Below are 14,714 nucleotides of genomic sequence, written 5' to 3' on the forward strand. Positions count from 1 at the left end.
AAGATAAACCATGATCCAGACCGAAACTCGGCTTGAAGTGGCCGACAACACGGGTGCGCGTGAAGTCATGTGCATCAAGGTGCTCGGCGGCTCGAAGCGTCGTTATGCCAGCATTGGCGACATCATCAAGGTGACCGTCAAAGAAGCAACGCCGCGCGGGCGCGTGAAGAAAGGCGAAATTTATAACGCCGTGGTGGTTCGCACCGCCAAGGGCGTGCGCCGTCAGGACGGCTCGCTGATCAAGTTCGATGGCAACGCCGCAGTGTTGTTGAATGCCAAGCTCGAACCTATTGGCACCCGTATTTTCGGGCCTGTCACGCGCGAGTTGCGCAGCGAACGATTCATGAAGATCGTTTCGTTGGCACCTGAAGTGCTGTAAGGAGTCGCGATGAACAAGATTCGCAAAGGTGACGAAGTTATCGTCATCACCGGCAAAGATAAAGGCAAGCGCGGCGTCGTGCTGTCCGTTGGCGAAGGCAAGGTCACTGTCGAGGGTATCAATCTCGTCAAGAAACACGTCAAGCCGAACCCGATGAAGGGTACGACGGGTGGTGTGGAAGCCAAGACGATGCCGCTGCAAATTTCGAACGTCGCATTGGTCGACGCGAATGGCAAGGCGTCGCGTGTAGGCATCAAGGTCGAAGGAGACAAGAAGGTCCGTTTCCTTAAGACGACTGGTGCCGAGCTGAGCGCCTGACGCTGCGGAGTAAAAAAATGGCTCGTTTGCAAGAGTTTTACAAAGAAAAGGTTGTACCCGGCCTCATCGAGAAGTTCGGTTACAAGTCCGTGATGGAAGTGCCGCGCATCACCAAGATCACCCTGAACATGGGCCTTGGCGAAGCGGTTGCTGACAAGAAGATCATCGAAAACGCCGTTGGCGACCTGACGAAGATCGCAGGCCAGAAGCCGGTGATCACGAAGGCACGCAAGGCAATCGCTGGCTTCAAGATCCGTCAGGGATACCCGATCGGTGCAATGGTGACGTTGCGTGGTCAGGCAATGTACGAATTTCTGGACCGTTTCGTGACGGTTGCGCTCCCCCGTGTGCGTGACTTCCGTGGCGTGTCGGGTCGTGCGTTCGACGGTCGCGGCAACTACAACATCGGTGTGAAAGAGCAGATCATTTTCCCCGAAATCGACTACGACAAGATCGACGCACTGCGTGGGCTGAACATCAGCATCACGACGACTGCGAAGACCGACGACGAAGCAAAGGCTCTGCTCGCCAGCTTCAAGTTCCCGTTCAGAAACTGAGGTTACCGTGGCTAAACTGGCACTGATCGAACGTGAAAAGAAGCGTGCTCGCCTCGCCGCTAAGTACGCGCCCAAGCGTGCAGAGTTGAAGGCGATCATTGGCGATATGAGCAAGTCGGACGAAGAGCATTACGCAGCACGTCTGGAACTGCAACAACTGCCGCGCAACTCTAACCCGACCCGTAAGCGCAATCGTTGCGCAATTACCGGTCGTCCGCGCGGTACGTTCCGTAAATTCGGGCTGGCGCGTAACAAGATTCGCGAAATCGCGTTCCGCGGCGAGATCCCTGGCCTGACCAAGGCGAGCTGGTAATAGGAGAAACGTAAATGAGCATGAGTGATCCTATCGCCGATATGCTGACTCGCATCCGCAACGCGCAGATGGTTGAGAAAGTCTCGGTGACTATGCCCTCGTCGAAAGTCAAGGTTGCGATTGCGCAGGTCCTGAAGGACGAAGGCTATATCGATGATTTCGCAGTGAAGTCCGAAGGTGCGAAGTCTGAATTGAACATCGTGTTGAAGTACTACGCTGGCCGTCCGGTGATCGAGCGCATTGAGCGCGTCTCGAAGCCTGGTCTGCGTGTGTACCGCGGCCGTAACGACATCCCCGTGGTCATGAATGGCCTCGGCGTGGCAATCGTGTCGACGCCGAAGGGCGTGATGACGGACCGCAAGGCGCGCGCAACGGGCGTTGGCGGCGAAGTCATCTGCTACGTCGCTTAAGGCCGAAAGGAGAGAAACATGTCTCGAGTAGGTAAAAGCCCGATCGCGCTGCAAGGCGCAGAAGTGGCCCTGAGCGACGATCGCATTACCGTCAAGGGCCCGCTGGGTACGATTACGCAGGCGGCTAACCGCCTCGTGAAAGTGGTAAACGACAACGGCATTCTGAAGATCGAGCCGGTTGACGAAAGCCGCGAAGCGAATGCGATGTCGGGCACGATGCGCGCACTGGTGGCGAACATGGTGAACGGCGTGACGAAGGGTTTCGAGCGCAAGCTGACGCTGGTTGGCGTCGGTTACCGCGCACAGGCGCAAGGCGACAAGCTGAACCTGTCGCTGGGTTTCTCGCACCCCGTGGTGCACCAGATGCCGGAAGGCGTCAAGGCTGAAACCCCGTCGCAAACCGAAATCGTGATCAAGGGGATCGACAAGCAGAAAGTTGGCCAAGTCGCGGCAGAAGTGCGCGGCTATCGTCCGCCGGAGCCCTATAAGGGCAAGGGTGTGCGCTACGCCAACGAGGTCGTGATCCTCAAAGAAACGAAGAAGAAGTAAGGGTGCGCAATCATGGATAAGACTCAATCTCGCCTGCGCCGCGCTCGTCAGACGCGTATCAAGATCGCTGAGCTGCAGGTCGCGCGTCTCGCCGTGCATCGCACGAATACGCACATCTATGCGCAAGTGTTCTCGCCGTGCGGCACCAAGGTGCTCGCCAGCGCGTCGACGCTCGAGGCCGAAGTGCGTGCGCAACTGGCTGATCAAACGGGCAAGGGCGGCAACGTCGCTGCTGCTACGCTGATCGGCAAGCGCATTGCAGAAAAGGCTAAGGCTGCCGGCATCGAATCCGTCGCCTTCGACCGTTCGGGTTTCCGTTACCACGGCCGCGTGAAAGCGCTGGCTGATGCGGCGCGCGAAGCCGGACTCAAGTTCTAAGGGAAGAATTCGTCATGGCAAAGATGCAAGCGAAAGTTCAGGCTGACGAACGCGACGACGGCCTGCGTGAAAAGATGATTTCGGTCAACCGCGTGACCAAGGTCGTGAAGGGTGGCCGTATTCTCGGTTTCGCCGCACTGACCGTGGTCGGCGACGGTGATGGCCGCGTCGGTATGGGCAAGGGCAAGGCGAAGGAAGTGCCTGTCGCTGTCCAGAAGGCGATGGAACAAGCCCGCCGCAACATGTTCAAGGTGCCGCTGAAGAACGGTACCCTGCAACACGAAGTGCACGGCAAGCACGGCGCATCGATGGTCCTCCTCGCTCCGGCGAAGGACGGTACCGGTGTGATCGCTGGCGGTCCGATGCGCGCAGTGTTCGACGTGATGGGCGTGCAGAACGTTGTGGCCAAGAGCCACGGTTCGACGAACCCGTACAACCTCGTTCGTGCAACGCTCGACGGTCTGCGCAAGCAGTCCACGCCGGGCGACATCGCGGCGAAGCGCGGCAAGTCCGTCGAAGATATTCTGGGCTAAGGTGGACACCATGTCTGATAAAACTGTCAAGGTCCAGCTCGTCAAGAGCCTGATCGGCACCCGCGAAACGCACCGTGCAACGGTGCGTGGCCTCGGTCTGCGCCGACTCAACTCGGTTAGCGAATTGCAGGACACGCCGGCCGTGCGCGGCATGATCAACAAGGTTTCGTACCTCGTTAAGGTCATCAGCTAAGCGGCTGACCGGGACTCAAGGAGTTGATAATGGAATTGAATAACCTGAAGCCGGCTGAAGGCGCGAAGCACGCAAAACGTCGCGTTGGTCGCGGCATCGGCTCTGGCCTGGGCAAGACCGCCGGCCGTGGTCACAAAGGTCAGAAGTCGCGTTCGGGCGGCTTTCACAAGGTTGGCTTCGAAGGCGGTCAAATGCCGCTGCAACGTCGCCTGCCGAAGCGTGGCTTCACCTCGCTGACGAAGGAGTTCGTTGGTGAAGTGCGTCTCTCCGATCTGGAAAAGCTGCCGGTCGACGAAATCGACCTGTTGGCTCTGAAGCAAGCCGGTTTGGTTGGCGAGCTGATCAAGAGCGCCAAGATCATCGCGACGGGCGAGCTCAAGCGCAAGATCGTTGTGAAGGGTCTGGGTGCGACGAAGGGTGCGCGCGCTGCTATTGAAGCAGCCGGCGGCTCTTTTGCCGAGTAACGCGCAAGTTATTTGCCGTCACTAGCATTTGCATCGGAGAAGGTACTTGGCTAACAGCCCGAGTCTCGCAAAACCCGGTCGGAGCGCGGCGAAGTTTGGCGATCTGCGTCGGCGGGCAGTGTTTCTGCTGCTGGCGCTGATCGTCTACCGTATCGGCGCGCACATTCCGGTGCCGGGTATCGACCCGGACCAGCTGGCAAAGTTGTTCCAGAGCCAGTCGGGCGGCATCCTTGGCATGTTCAACATGTTTTCGGGTGGCGCACTTTCGCGGTTCACGATTTTCGCGCTTGGGATCATGCCGTACATCTCGGCGTCGATCATCATGCAGTTGCTGGCGATTGTCTCGCCGCAGCTGGAAGCGCTGAAAAAGGAAGGGCAGGCGGGGCAGCGGAAGATCACGCAGTACACGCGGATCTTCACGGTCTTGCTGGCGACGTTCCAGGCATTCGGCATCGCCGTGGCATTGGAAAATCAGCCGGCTCTCGTGATCGATCCGGGAATGGTGTTTCGGCTGACGACGGTCGTGACGCTGGTAACGGGTACGATGTTCCTGATGTGGCTCGGTGAGCAGATTACGGAGCGCGGACTCGGCAACGGTATCTCGATCATCATTTTCGGCGGTATTGCAGCGGGTTTCCCGAATGCAATCGGTGGTCTGTTTGAACTGGTCCGAACCGGCTCGATGAGTATCATCTCGGCGATTATTGTCGTCGCGCTGATTGCTGCTGTGACGTATCTGGTGGTGTTCATCGAACGCGGCCAGCGCAAGATCCTTGTGAACTACGCAAAGCGGCAAGTCGGTAACAAGATTTACGGCGGTCAATCCTCGCATTTGCCGCTGAAGCTGAACATGTCGGGCGTGATTCCGCCGATCTTTGCATCGTCGATCATTCTCTTCCCGGCAACCATCCTGAACTGGTTTAGTTCGGGGTCGCGTACCGGCTGGTTCGCAGACACGCTGCATAATGTGGCCGAAGCCCTCAAGCCCGGCCAACCCGTGTACGTGTTGCTGTACGCGTTGGCGATCGTATTCTTCTGCTTTTTCTACACCGCTCTGGTGTTTAACAGCAGGGAGACGGCCGACAACCTGAAGAAGAGTGGCGCATTCGTTCCTGGCATCCGCCCGGGCGATCAAACGGCGCGATATATCGACCGCATCCTGACGCGTCTGACGCTGGCCGGTGCGATCTACATCGTGTTTGTTTGTCTGCTGCCCGAGTTCTTGGTGCTGCGCTGGAACGTGCCGTTTTATTTTGGTGGAACGTCGCTGCTGATCATTGTCGTCGTCACAATGGATTTCATGGCGCAGGTGCAGTCGTACGTTATGTCGCAACAGTATGAATCGCTGCTGAAGAAAGCTAATTTCAAAGGCGGCGGCGTCCCGATGCGTTGAAAGGACTTATGGCCAAAGACGATGTTATCCAGATGCAGGGTGAAGTCATCGAAAACCTGCCTAACGCTACCTTCAGGGTGAAGCTGGAAAACGGCCATGTCGTATTGGGACACATATCCGGGAAGATGCGGATGCACTACATCCGAATCTTGCCGGGCGACAAGGTGACGGTTGAATTGACGCCTTACGATCTGTCGCGTGCGCGGATCGTGTTCCGGGCGAAGTGATTTGAAAAAAGGGTAATATCATGAAAGTGATGGCATCGGTTAAGCGCATTTGCCGCAATTGCAAGATCATCAAGCGCAAAGGCGTTGTGCGCGTGATTTGCAGCTCTGATCCGCGCCACAAACAGCGTCAAGGCTGAACGCCGCGCTTTTGCTTGCGCTTTTTGTTTGAGGAAAAACAATGGCTCGTATCGCAGGGGTTAACATCCCGAATCACCAGCATACTGAAATCGGCCTGACGGCTATTTACGGTATCGGCCGCACGCGCTCGCGCGACATTTGCGTCGCTGCTGGTGTGGCATTTTCGAAGAAGGTCAAAGACCTGAACGACGCAGACCTCGAAAAGCTGCGTGAAGAAGTCGGCAAGTTCATCGTTGAAGGCGATCTGCGCCGTGAAACGACGATGAACATTAAGCGCCTGATGGATCTCGGCTGCTACCGTGGCGTTCGGCATCGTAAGGGCTTGCCCCTGCGCGGCCAGCGTACGCGTACGAATGCCCGTACGCGCAAGGGTCCGCGTCGTGCAGCGCAATCGCTGAAGAAGTAAGCGGAACTGACAGTTACAGGAAAACGTAATGGCTAAGGCTTCGAACAACTCCGCGGCGCAACGCGTTCGCAAGAAGGTCAAGAAGAACGTCGCCGAGGGCGTGGTTCACGTTCACGCGTCGTTCAACAACACCATCATCACGATCACCGATCGTCAAGGCAATGCACTTGCTTGGGCAACGTCGGGTGGTCAGGGCTTCAAGGGCTCGCGTAAATCGACCCCGTTTGCAGCCCAGGTGGCAGCCGAATCGGCTGGCCGCGTGGCGATGGAATACGGCGTGAAGAACCTCGAAGTGCGGATCAAGGGCCCGGGTCCTGGCCGTGAGTCGGCGGTGCGTGCGTTGCATGGTCTTGGCATCAAGATCACGGCGATCTCCGACGTCACTCCGGTCCCGCACAACGGCTGCCGTCCGCCGAAGCGTCGTCGTATCTAAGACGCTGTTTTCGCTAGCGCCTGTTGCCGCCGGATTTAGTAACCGGCGAAACAGGCTGCTTGCGCTATTGAATTGACTAAGCCCACTGTTCGACCCAAAGGGTTCGGACTAGCGCGAGTGTCTGCATTCGCGTGATCAATCAACGAAGGAATCAACGTGGCACGTTATATCGGCCCTAAGGCCAAGCTGTCCCGCCGTGAAGGCACTGACCTGTTCCTGAAGAGCGCCCGTCGTTCGCTCGCTGACAAGTGCAAGCTTGACAGCAAGCCTGGCCAGCATGGCCGCACGTCGGGTGCACGTACGTCCGACTACGGCACGCAGTTGCGCGAAAAGCAAAAAGTGAAGCGCATCTACGGTGTCCTCGAGCGCCAATTCCGCCGGTACTTCGCTGAAGCCGACCGTCTGAAGGGCAACACGGGTGAGAACCTGCTGCAATTGCTCGAGTCGCGTCTGGATAACGTCGTGTATCGCATGGGCTTCGGCTCGACGCGTGCTGAAGCGCGTCAGCTCGTGAGCCACAAGGCGATCACGGTGAACGGCGTTGTGTCAAACATCCCGTCGATGCAAGTGAAGGCAGGCGACGTCGTCGCAGTGCGCGAACAATCGAAGAAGCAAGCGCGTATCCTCGAAGCGCTGTCGCTGGCTGAACAAGGCGGCATGCCCAGCTGGGTCGCTGTCGATTCGAAGAAGTTCGAAGGCACGTTCAAGTCCAAGCCGGAACGCAGCGACATCGCTGGCGATATCAACGAAAGCCTGATCGTCGAATTGTATTCGCGGTAATCGGATTAACGGCCGGGGCACCCCGATTGCGTTGCGCAAGGGGGAGTCTCGGCTGTTTATTTTCAGGTTGTTACCGGTCAGCCTTATCGGTGTAACGAGCCGAGGGTATTGAAAAGGAAAACCTATGCAAACCAGTTTGTTGAAGCCCAAGATCATCGCAGTTGAATCGCTGGGCGAAAGCCACGCGAAAGTGGTCATGGAACCGTTTGAACGCGGTTACGGCCACACCTTGGGTAACGCGCTCCGGCGCGTGCTGTTGTCGTCGATGATCGGCTACGCGCCGACCGAAGTGACGATCGCAGGCGTCGTACATGAGTATTCGACGCTCGACGGTGTGCAAGAGGACGTGGTCAACCTGTTGTTGAACCTGAAGGGCGTAGTGTTCAAGTTGCATAACCGTGACGAAGTGACGGTTACGCTGCGCAAGGAAGGCGAAGGCGTTGTCACTGCTGGCGACATCGAACTCGCGCATGATTGCGAAGTCATCAACCCTGATCACGTGATTGCGCATCTGTCGAAGGGCGGCAAGCTCGACGTCCAGATCAAGGTTGAGAAGGGCCGCGGTTACGTGCCGGGCAATGTGCGTCGTTACGGCGAAGAGTCGGCCAAGATCATCGGCCGTATCGTGCTGGACGCGTCGTTCTCGCCGGTTCGCCGCGTGAGCTACGCCGTTGAAAGCGCTCGCGTCGAACAGCGTACCGACCTCGACAAGCTCGTGATGAACATCGAAACGAACGGTGTCATCTCGCCGGAAGAAGCGATTCGTCAATCGGCTCGCATTCTCGTTGATCAGCTGTCTGTGTTCGCTGCACTGGAAGGCACCGAAGCAACGGCTGAAGCGCCGTCGCGCGCGCCGCAGATCGATCCGATCCTGCTGCGTCCGGTCGATGATCTCGAATTGACGGTTCGGTCAGCGAACTGTCTGAAGGCCGAGAACATCTACTACATCGGCGATCTGATCCAGCGCACGGAAAACGAGTTGCTCAAAACGCCGAATCTGGGCCGCAAGTCGTTGAACGAAATCAAAGAAGTACTGGCGTCGCGTGGTTTGACGCTCGGCATGAAGCTCGAAAATTGGCCGCCCGCTGGGCTGGACAAGTAAGTCGGCGCTTCGTCTCGGGACAGAACCCGTCGCTGCACTGGCAAAGACGCGGATTTTCCTTTAAAATCCGCGTCTTGCCTTTTTCACTACCGGCCCGTGCACTCGAATTTGCAGTAGATCGAGCGCGATAGAAGAGCTGGACCAAAACTCTGAATCGAAGGAATCAACATGCGTCACCGTCATGGTCTGCGGAAACTGAACCGCACGAGCAGCCACCGTCTGGCAATGCTCCGTAATATGTCCAACTCGCTGATCGAGCACGAAGTCATCAAGACCACGCTGCCGAAGGCGAAAGAACTCCGTAAAGTTGTCGAGCCGCTGATCACGCTGGGCAAGAAGCCGTCGCTGGCAAATCGCCGTCTGGCATTCAACCGCCTGCGCGACCGTGACTCGGTCACGAAGCTGTTTGAAGTCCTCGGCCCGCGCTACGCTACCCGTCCGGGCGGCTACCTGCGCGTGCTGAAGTTTGGCTTCCGCGTCGGCGACAATGCACCGATGGCTCTGGTCGAATTGCTCGATCGTCCGGAAGTTGAAGAAGTTGAAGTGCAAGAAGCCGAGTAAGCTTCAAGGTACTAAAGAGCTAGGCGTCACGCTTGGTTACAGAATGCAGACGAACCCCACGCTTCTCGGAGCGTGGGGTTTTGTTTTTCGGGCTAGGCAAATGTCTTCGTGAGTCGCAGGGTTGGGTAGGAAAAGCCGATCGAAAAGCGCCACGCCAGGAGGTCAACGCGCGCATGACCAACCGGTCGCATCGCGGCAGCATGCATGCCTGAAAGCCACCCACCACGGCCGCAGCGCTTTCGGAATCCAAGTTCAAGCGCGCAGCCAGTCAATCCGCAGTGGCCAAATGCCGCACACGCGAGCCCGCGCTGCCTGCGGCACTTGACTGCCAGGTGATACGATATTGCCACCCGAATCGTGCCTTGCCGGAGCTTTCAGTGAGCGTGAGTGTTACCTTGATCCTGACGACGGTGCCCGACGCGACCGTTGCTGACAAGCTCGCCGCAGACGCGCTCGCTGCCCGGCTATGCGCCTGCGTAACGCAACTCGGCGCCGTGCAATCGCGCTACCACTGGCAAGGGCAGGTCGAAACGGCACAAGAAATACAGTTGTTGTTCAAGACGAGCGCCGCACGTGCTCTTGAGCTTGAGCAGTACATACAGACGCACCATCCATACGACACGCCGGAAATTCTGTCGTGGCAAGCCATGGCCTCGGCCGCTTACGGTCAGTGGATCCTTGCAGAAACCCAACGCCCTCTACATGTTTAACTGTCTCGACGGGCGCGCGCGCCATGCGCTTCGTGCCGCATTCCTCCTCTTTGCCGGCCTGATCCTGGCGCAGTTCTGCACGCTCGCCCATGCGGCAGACGACTTCCTCGATCCCGCGGTAGCGTTCAAGTTCAGTGCGGCTGAAAGGCCGGGCGAAGTCGACATTACGTACAAAATTGCTGACGGCTACTACATGTACCGGGAGCGTTTCGCATTCGCAACCCGCAGTGGCAACGCGACAATCGGTGAGCCGCAGTTGCCGGCGGGCCATATCAAGTTCGATCAGACATTTAACAAGAACGTCGAGACGTATCGCAACGAACTGACGATCCGCATCCCGGTTAAGCAGGCCGCCGGAGGGTTCGATCTGGCCATCACATCCCAAGGGTGTGCGGACGCCGGTATCTGCTATCCGCCGATGGAGCGCGTCTACCATGTAAGCGGTGCTGCTCTGCAACCGGCGGGCAGCGCGGGCGCGCCGCAATCTGAGGCAAGCGATACGCCGTGGTACGAGCGGGCCACCAACGCCGATTACGCGCAATCGCTGCTCCAAGGCGGCGGTTTCCTCACGATCATCGGGCTTTACTTCGTTGCGGGCATGGTGCTGAGCCTGCTGCCGTGCTCCTACCCGATGATTCCGATTCTTTCGGCAATCATCATCGGCGAGGGCGCACGGGTCACGCGCGCGCGGGGCTTGGCGCTATCGCTCGCCTATGTAATCGGAATGGCGCTCGTTTACACCGCGCTCGGAATTGCCGCCGCGCTCGTTGGGCAAAGCCTGGGCGCGTGGCTGCAAAATCCGTGGGTGTTGGGTGCATTCGGCGTGCTACTGACCGTTTTTGCGCTCACGTTAATTGCGGGTTTCGATATCGCACTGCCGCAGCGTTGGCAGGAAGGCGTTTCGCACGTGTCGGCGCGGCGCTCTGGCGGCAAGTTTGCAGCCGTTGCCGGAATGGGCGCGCTGTCCGCGTTGGTCGTGGGTGCCTGCATGACTGCGCCGCTTTTCGCGGTGCTCGCCTTCATTGCGCACACGGGGAATGCGGTGCTCGGTGGCACCGCGCTGTTCTCCATGGGACTCGGGCTTGGCGTGCCGCTGCTCATCATCGGATTTGGCGCCGGAACCTTGCTGCCGCGCGCCGGCGCGTGGATGGACAGCGTCAAAGTGCTGTTCGGTGTCGTGCTGCTCGCCGCGGCGCTCTGGATCGTCTGGCCGGTGCTCGGGGCAACGGCTGCCATGCTCCTGAGTGCATTCTGGCTCTTGATCACCGCGGCGTCGCTGGGTCTCTTTTCGGCACCTTTGGAGCAAGCGTCGATATGGCGCCGGCTTGGCCGAGGTATCGGCGCTGCCTTTGCCGTTTGGGCTGCGGTGCTGCTTGTTGGACTCGCCGCTGGCTCGTCAGATCCGCTGCGTCCGTTGGCCGTGCTGGCGACGCGCGGGGGCGCGCCGGTGCCGGATCGTGTGGCTGGCTCGCCCCAGAATGCGTCGCAGGGCGATCTGGCGTTTCAACCGGTGCGATCATCGGTCGGACTGGACGAGGCCGTCAAAGCAGCCGCACAGCCGGCCATGCTCGATTTCTACGCCGACTGGTGCGTCAGTTGTAAGGAGATGGAGAAGTTCACGTTCAGCGACCCGCGCGTCCAGGCGAAATTGAAGGAGATGAACCTGCTGCGCGCCGACGTGACGGCCAACAACACCGACGACCAGGCACTGCTCAAGCGCTTTGGCCTTTTCGGCCCGCCGGGAATTATCTTCTTCGACCGCGGCGGCAAGGAGGTACTGCGCGTCGTCGGTTACGAGTCGGCCGACAAATTTCTGCGCACGCTCGAACGGGCGAGCCGACCTCAGGCGTGATCGCATCGACCGCATGAACGAGCGGCAAGCGCGAGTGGATAAAAAAACGGAGGCGTGACCAAAAGTCCGCCTCCGTTTCACGTTCTGGCCCTTGGTGACTCGCACGCGAATCGACTCAGTCCCCGCCAGACGAGCTAGCTGCCGCCAAACGCGGCGCAACTACTTCTGCGAGCGAAGAATCCTCGCTGCATCCAGCGCGAAATAGGTCAGAATGCCGTCCGCGCCCGCGCGCTTGAAGGCGAGCAGCGATTCCATCATCGCCTTGTCGTGGTCCAGCCAGCCGTTCTGAGCCGCTGCCTTCAGCATCGCGTATTCGCCGCTGACCTGATAGACGTAGGTCGGGAACTGGAACTCGTCCTTTACCCGGCGCACGATATCCAGGTAAGGCATGCCCGGCTTGACCATGACCATGTCGGCGCCTTCGTTGATGTCCGCTTGCACCTCGCGCAACGCCTCGTTGGAGTTGGCGGGGTCCATCTGGTACGTCATCTTGTTGCTTTTGCCGAGGTTCGTCGCGGAGCCCACGGCGTCGCGGAACGGGCCGTAGAACGCGGACGCGAATTTGGCCGCATAGGCCATGATGCGCGTGTGGACATGGTCCTCGCTTTCCAGCATTTCGCGGATGGCGCCGATTCGGCCGTCCATCATGTCCGAAGGCGCGACGATATCTACGCCGGCTTCAGCTTGCGCGCGTGCCTGTTCGATCAGGATGTCGACGGTCTCATCGTTAATCACGTAGCCGTTTTCGTCGAGCACGCCGTCCTGGCCGTGGCTCGTGTACGGATCCAGCGCGACGTCGGTGAGAACGCCCAGATCCGGGAAGTGCTTCTTCAGCTCGCGAACCGCCCGCGGGATCAGACCAGCGGCGTTGGTCGCTTCGCGGCCATCGGGCGTCTTGAGCGACGGCTCGATCGCCGGAAACAGCGACAGCACCGGCACGCCGAGCTCGACACATTGCTCGGCGACTTTCATCAGCAAGTCGACCGAAACCCGCTCGACGCCAGGCATCGACGGCACGGCTTGCCGCACGTTAGTGCCTTCGACTACAAAAACGGGGTAAATCAGATCGTTGGTGGTGAGGATGTTCTCGCGCATCAGGCGGCGCGAGAAGTCGTCGCGGCGCATGCGGCGAGGACGATAGTGCGGGTAGAAGCTCATGGAATTGAAGATCGTGGATGTCTTGACGTAGGACAGTGCCCAGAGAGGTGCTCGGGAGACGGCGGCCGCTCACGGAAACTTTTCAAGACAATGGTATATCATACCGATCGAGCAAGGCGCTTGGCGCTGACCTCCCCGCTTCTCCTCCCTGAGCGGGTGCCTGTCGTTTTTCGATTAGGCTGTTTGACCCGCCGTTAAAGCGGCGGGTTTTTTTATGGGCGGCGGAAAGAGCGCGTTCAGGCTTTCAGCAAACACACCGCGAGGTTACTGTGCGGCGTCGGTTGCGCCCTTCGTTTCGGGGATCAGCCAGCTTTCAATCAGTTCGTGAGCTTCGTCGATGCCGACCCGCTTGAGCGCGGAGAAGAGTTGCGCCGTCAGCTCGCCTTGATAGCCCGCGGCACGATATTCGTCAAAACCCTTTTGTGTCGCGCGCAACGCATTCACGCTTTCCTGACGCGTCAATTTGTCGCATTTGGTGAGCAGCGCGTGGATTGGCTTTCCGGTCGGAGCGAACCATTCGATCATTCGCCGATCGAGATCGGTCAGCGGCCGGCGCGAGTCCATCATGAGGATCATGCCGCGCAATTGCGAACGCGATTGCAGATACGTAGAAAGCAGCGCTTCCCAATGTGCCTTGGCTGCGCCGGGCACTTCCGCATAGCCGTATCCGGGCAGATCGACAAGATGGGCCGTGGGTTCGTCCGCCTTGCCGACGGAGAAGTAATTGATGTGCTGGGTGCGTCCCGGTGTCTTACTCGCGAATGCGAGCCGCTTCTGGTTGCACAGGATATTGATGGCCGTCGACTTGCCTGCATTCGAGCGCCCGGCAAAAGCAATCTCAGGCTGAGCGGTGGCCGGCAGATCACGAAGGTGATTGACGGTCGTGAAAAAGCGGGATTGGTGGAGCAGGAAGGACATGATCAGGCCAGATTTCGAGACGCCGGGGAACCCGGAGTGGGGACGGGTCAAGCCCGACTGGCGTCTTAGCGATTAGCGAGTTATTGTACAATACGATGGTTTACTGAAAACCTGAGGGGGCCAGCCCGCGTGCCTCGGCGGCTCCTGGCGGTCACTCGGGTCGCCGTCGTATTGTGCAAAACCTCTAAAATCCACAAGACGAGACAGGGTGTGCGAATGAATCGACTGTGCAAGGCTCTGATGGTTTTTCATGTAGCAGCAGGTCTTTCAAGTTTGGCAATTCAGGCACGAGCAGCAGATCCGGCAAAGCCGGACGTCAATCGGGGGCAGGCAATCGCAGTGCAGGTTTGCGCGTCATGTCACGGCGCAGACGGCAACAGTGCCGGCGGCGCATACCCGAAACTGGCGGGCCAGCATCCCGACTATCTCGTCAAGCAACTCAAGGATTTCAAGCCGCAGCCCGGCGCCAAGCAGCCCGCGCGTAACAATGCGATCATGACGGCTATGGCGGCCGCGCTGTCCGACCAGGATATGGTCAACGTCGCAGCCTACTTCGCGGCGCAGGCTCCAAAGCCCGGTTATGCGCACAACAAGGACACGGTGCCGCTCGGGCAGAAGATTTATCGAGGCGGTATCGCGGACAAGGGCGTGCCGGCCTGTGCCAGTTGTCACGGGCCCACGGGTCAGGGTATTCCGTCGCAATATCCGCGCTTGTCCGGCCAATGGGCTGAATACACGGTGGCGCAGTTGAACGCGTTCACGCAGGGCCCCGGAGCGCGCAATAACAACGAGGCGATGCATGCTGTCGCATCGCGTCTGTCGGACAGCGAGATCAAAGCTGTGGCCGATTACATCGCGGGCTTGCACTAAGAGGCCCGCGCGCAATTGCAACCGGCCCGCCGAGGCCGGTAAAAAACAAGAAAAGGGTGGGGGCGTCGTGTC

The 14,714-nt window shown here is 59.0% G+C and carries 23 protein-coding genes; 21 read left to right on the plus strand and 2 right to left on the minus strand.

Translation table 11 applies throughout. The features are described 5' to 3' along the window. Positions 1–10: 10 nt before the first annotated feature. From rplN to dsbD, 20 genes are all read left to right on the plus strand, one after another. The gene (rplN, locus tag ACTJLB_RS29570) at positions 11–379 is read left to right on the plus strand and encodes a 50S ribosomal protein L14 (RefSeq protein ID WP_006052212.1); all 369 of its coding nucleotides are present in this window, start codon (positions 11–13) and stop codon (positions 377–379) included. Positions 380–388: 9 nt separating this feature from the next. Then, positions 389–697 carry a 50S ribosomal protein L24 gene (gene rplX / locus ACTJLB_RS29575; RefSeq protein ID WP_020070584.1) on the plus strand — a complete coding sequence of 103 codons (309 nt, stop codon included), beginning with the start codon at positions 389–391 and terminating at the stop codon, positions 695–697. A 17-nt stretch (positions 698–714) separates the two neighbouring features. Then, entirely contained in the window at positions 715–1,254 is a 540-nt protein-coding gene (gene rplE / locus ACTJLB_RS29580) for a 50S ribosomal protein L5 (protein ID WP_006052214.1), read from the plus strand. Positions 1,255–1,261: 7 nt separating this feature from the next. Further along, positions 1,262–1,567 carry a 30S ribosomal protein S14 gene (gene rpsN / locus ACTJLB_RS29585; protein WP_006052215.1) on the plus strand — a complete coding sequence of 102 codons (306 nt, stop codon included), beginning with the start codon at positions 1,262–1,264 and terminating at the stop codon, positions 1,565–1,567. 14 nt (positions 1,568–1,581) lie between these two features. Next, positions 1,582–1,977 (plus strand): 30S ribosomal protein S8, encoded by a 396-nt coding sequence (gene rpsH / locus ACTJLB_RS29590; protein WP_006052216.1) that lies wholly within the window; start codon positions 1,582–1,584, stop codon positions 1,975–1,977. 18 nt (positions 1,978–1,995) lie between these two features. Then, the gene (rplF, locus tag ACTJLB_RS29595) at positions 1,996–2,526 is read left to right on the plus strand and encodes a 50S ribosomal protein L6 (protein ID WP_006052217.1); all 531 of its coding nucleotides are present in this window, start codon (positions 1,996–1,998) and stop codon (positions 2,524–2,526) included. A 12-nt stretch (positions 2,527–2,538) separates the two neighbouring features. Beyond that, entirely contained in the window at positions 2,539–2,904 is a 366-nt protein-coding gene (gene rplR / locus ACTJLB_RS29600; protein WP_006052218.1) for a 50S ribosomal protein L18, read from the plus strand. Between the two features lie 14 nt (positions 2,905–2,918). Further along, the gene (gene rpsE / locus ACTJLB_RS29605) at positions 2,919–3,437 is read left to right on the plus strand and encodes a 30S ribosomal protein S5 (protein ID WP_006052219.1); all 519 of its coding nucleotides are present in this window, start codon (positions 2,919–2,921) and stop codon (positions 3,435–3,437) included. Between the two features lie 10 nt (positions 3,438–3,447). Beyond that, the gene (gene rpmD, locus ACTJLB_RS29610) at positions 3,448–3,630 is read left to right on the plus strand and encodes a 50S ribosomal protein L30 (protein ID WP_007180126.1); all 183 of its coding nucleotides are present in this window, start codon (positions 3,448–3,450) and stop codon (positions 3,628–3,630) included. 29 nt (positions 3,631–3,659) lie between these two features. Beyond that, the gene (gene rplO / locus ACTJLB_RS29615) at positions 3,660–4,094 is read left to right on the plus strand and encodes a 50S ribosomal protein L15 (RefSeq protein ID WP_020070585.1); all 435 of its coding nucleotides are present in this window, start codon (positions 3,660–3,662) and stop codon (positions 4,092–4,094) included. Between the two features lie 46 nt (positions 4,095–4,140). Next, positions 4,141–5,487 (plus strand): preprotein translocase subunit SecY, encoded by a 1,347-nt coding sequence (gene secY / locus ACTJLB_RS29620; protein ID WP_025601778.1) that lies wholly within the window; start codon positions 4,141–4,143, stop codon positions 5,485–5,487. 8 nt (positions 5,488–5,495) lie between these two features. Continuing rightward, positions 5,496–5,714 carry a translation initiation factor IF-1 gene (gene infA / locus ACTJLB_RS29625; protein ID WP_004521905.1) on the plus strand — a complete coding sequence of 73 codons (219 nt, stop codon included), beginning with the start codon at positions 5,496–5,498 and terminating at the stop codon, positions 5,712–5,714. 20 nt (positions 5,715–5,734) lie between these two features. Beyond that, positions 5,735–5,851, plus strand: a complete 117-nt coding sequence (gene rpmJ, locus ACTJLB_RS29630; RefSeq protein WP_004199844.1) for a 50S ribosomal protein L36 — start codon at positions 5,735–5,737, stop codon at positions 5,849–5,851. A gap of 41 nt (positions 5,852–5,892) precedes the next feature. Beyond that, positions 5,893–6,258: a 30S ribosomal protein S13 gene (gene rpsM, locus ACTJLB_RS29635; protein WP_006052223.1), complete on the plus strand. Its 366-nt coding sequence runs from the start codon at positions 5,893–5,895 to the stop codon at positions 6,256–6,258. Between the two features lie 28 nt (positions 6,259–6,286). Then, a complete protein-coding gene (gene rpsK, locus ACTJLB_RS29640) occupies positions 6,287–6,691 on the plus strand; it encodes a 30S ribosomal protein S11 (RefSeq protein ID WP_006052224.1) in 405 nt (134 codons plus the stop codon). A 156-nt stretch (positions 6,692–6,847) separates the two neighbouring features. Beyond that, a complete protein-coding gene (gene rpsD / locus ACTJLB_RS29645; protein ID WP_020070587.1) occupies positions 6,848–7,471 on the plus strand; it encodes a 30S ribosomal protein S4 in 624 nt (207 codons plus the stop codon). A gap of 124 nt (positions 7,472–7,595) precedes the next feature. Beyond that, positions 7,596–8,573 (plus strand): DNA-directed RNA polymerase subunit alpha, encoded by a 978-nt coding sequence (locus ACTJLB_RS29650; RefSeq protein WP_006052226.1) that lies wholly within the window; start codon positions 7,596–7,598, stop codon positions 8,571–8,573. A gap of 168 nt (positions 8,574–8,741) precedes the next feature. Continuing rightward, the gene (gene rplQ, locus ACTJLB_RS29655; RefSeq protein ID WP_006052227.1) at positions 8,742–9,134 is read left to right on the plus strand and encodes a 50S ribosomal protein L17; all 393 of its coding nucleotides are present in this window, start codon (positions 8,742–8,744) and stop codon (positions 9,132–9,134) included. Positions 9,135–9,511: 377 nt separating this feature from the next. Continuing rightward, entirely contained in the window at positions 9,512–9,844 is a 333-nt protein-coding gene (gene cutA, locus ACTJLB_RS29660; RefSeq protein WP_440785353.1) for a divalent-cation tolerance protein CutA, read from the plus strand. Further along, positions 9,837–11,696, plus strand: coding sequence for a protein-disulfide reductase DsbD (dsbD, locus tag ACTJLB_RS29665; RefSeq protein WP_440785354.1), 1,860 nt, complete (start codon positions 9,837–9,839; stop codon positions 11,694–11,696). The genes cutA and dsbD overlap by 8 nt, the downstream gene beginning before the upstream one ends. Before the next feature lie 159 nt (positions 11,697–11,855). Here the strand turns inward: dsbD and hemB are convergent, their stop codons facing one another. Both hemB and yihA read right to left on the minus strand, forming a co-directional pair. After that, entirely contained in the window at positions 11,856–12,854 is a 999-nt protein-coding gene (gene hemB, locus ACTJLB_RS29670) for a porphobilinogen synthase (protein ID WP_027805034.1), read from the minus strand. A 264-nt stretch (positions 12,855–13,118) separates the two neighbouring features. Then, a complete protein-coding gene (gene yihA / locus ACTJLB_RS29675; RefSeq protein ID WP_020070591.1) occupies positions 13,119–13,772 on the minus strand; it encodes a ribosome biogenesis GTP-binding protein YihA/YsxC in 654 nt (217 codons plus the stop codon). Between the two features lie 216 nt (positions 13,773–13,988). On the opposite strand from yihA, the gene ACTJLB_RS29680 reads away from it, so the two are divergent. Beyond that, entirely contained in the window at positions 13,989–14,642 is a 654-nt protein-coding gene (locus tag ACTJLB_RS29680; RefSeq protein WP_088176469.1) for a c-type cytochrome, read from the plus strand. The last annotated feature ends 72 nt before the right edge of the window (positions 14,643–14,714 follow it).

The organism is Paraburkholderia sp. 22098 (genome assembly GCF_052045935.1).
Lineage (GTDB): Bacteria > Pseudomonadota > Gammaproteobacteria > Burkholderiales > Burkholderiaceae > Paraburkholderia > Paraburkholderia caledonica.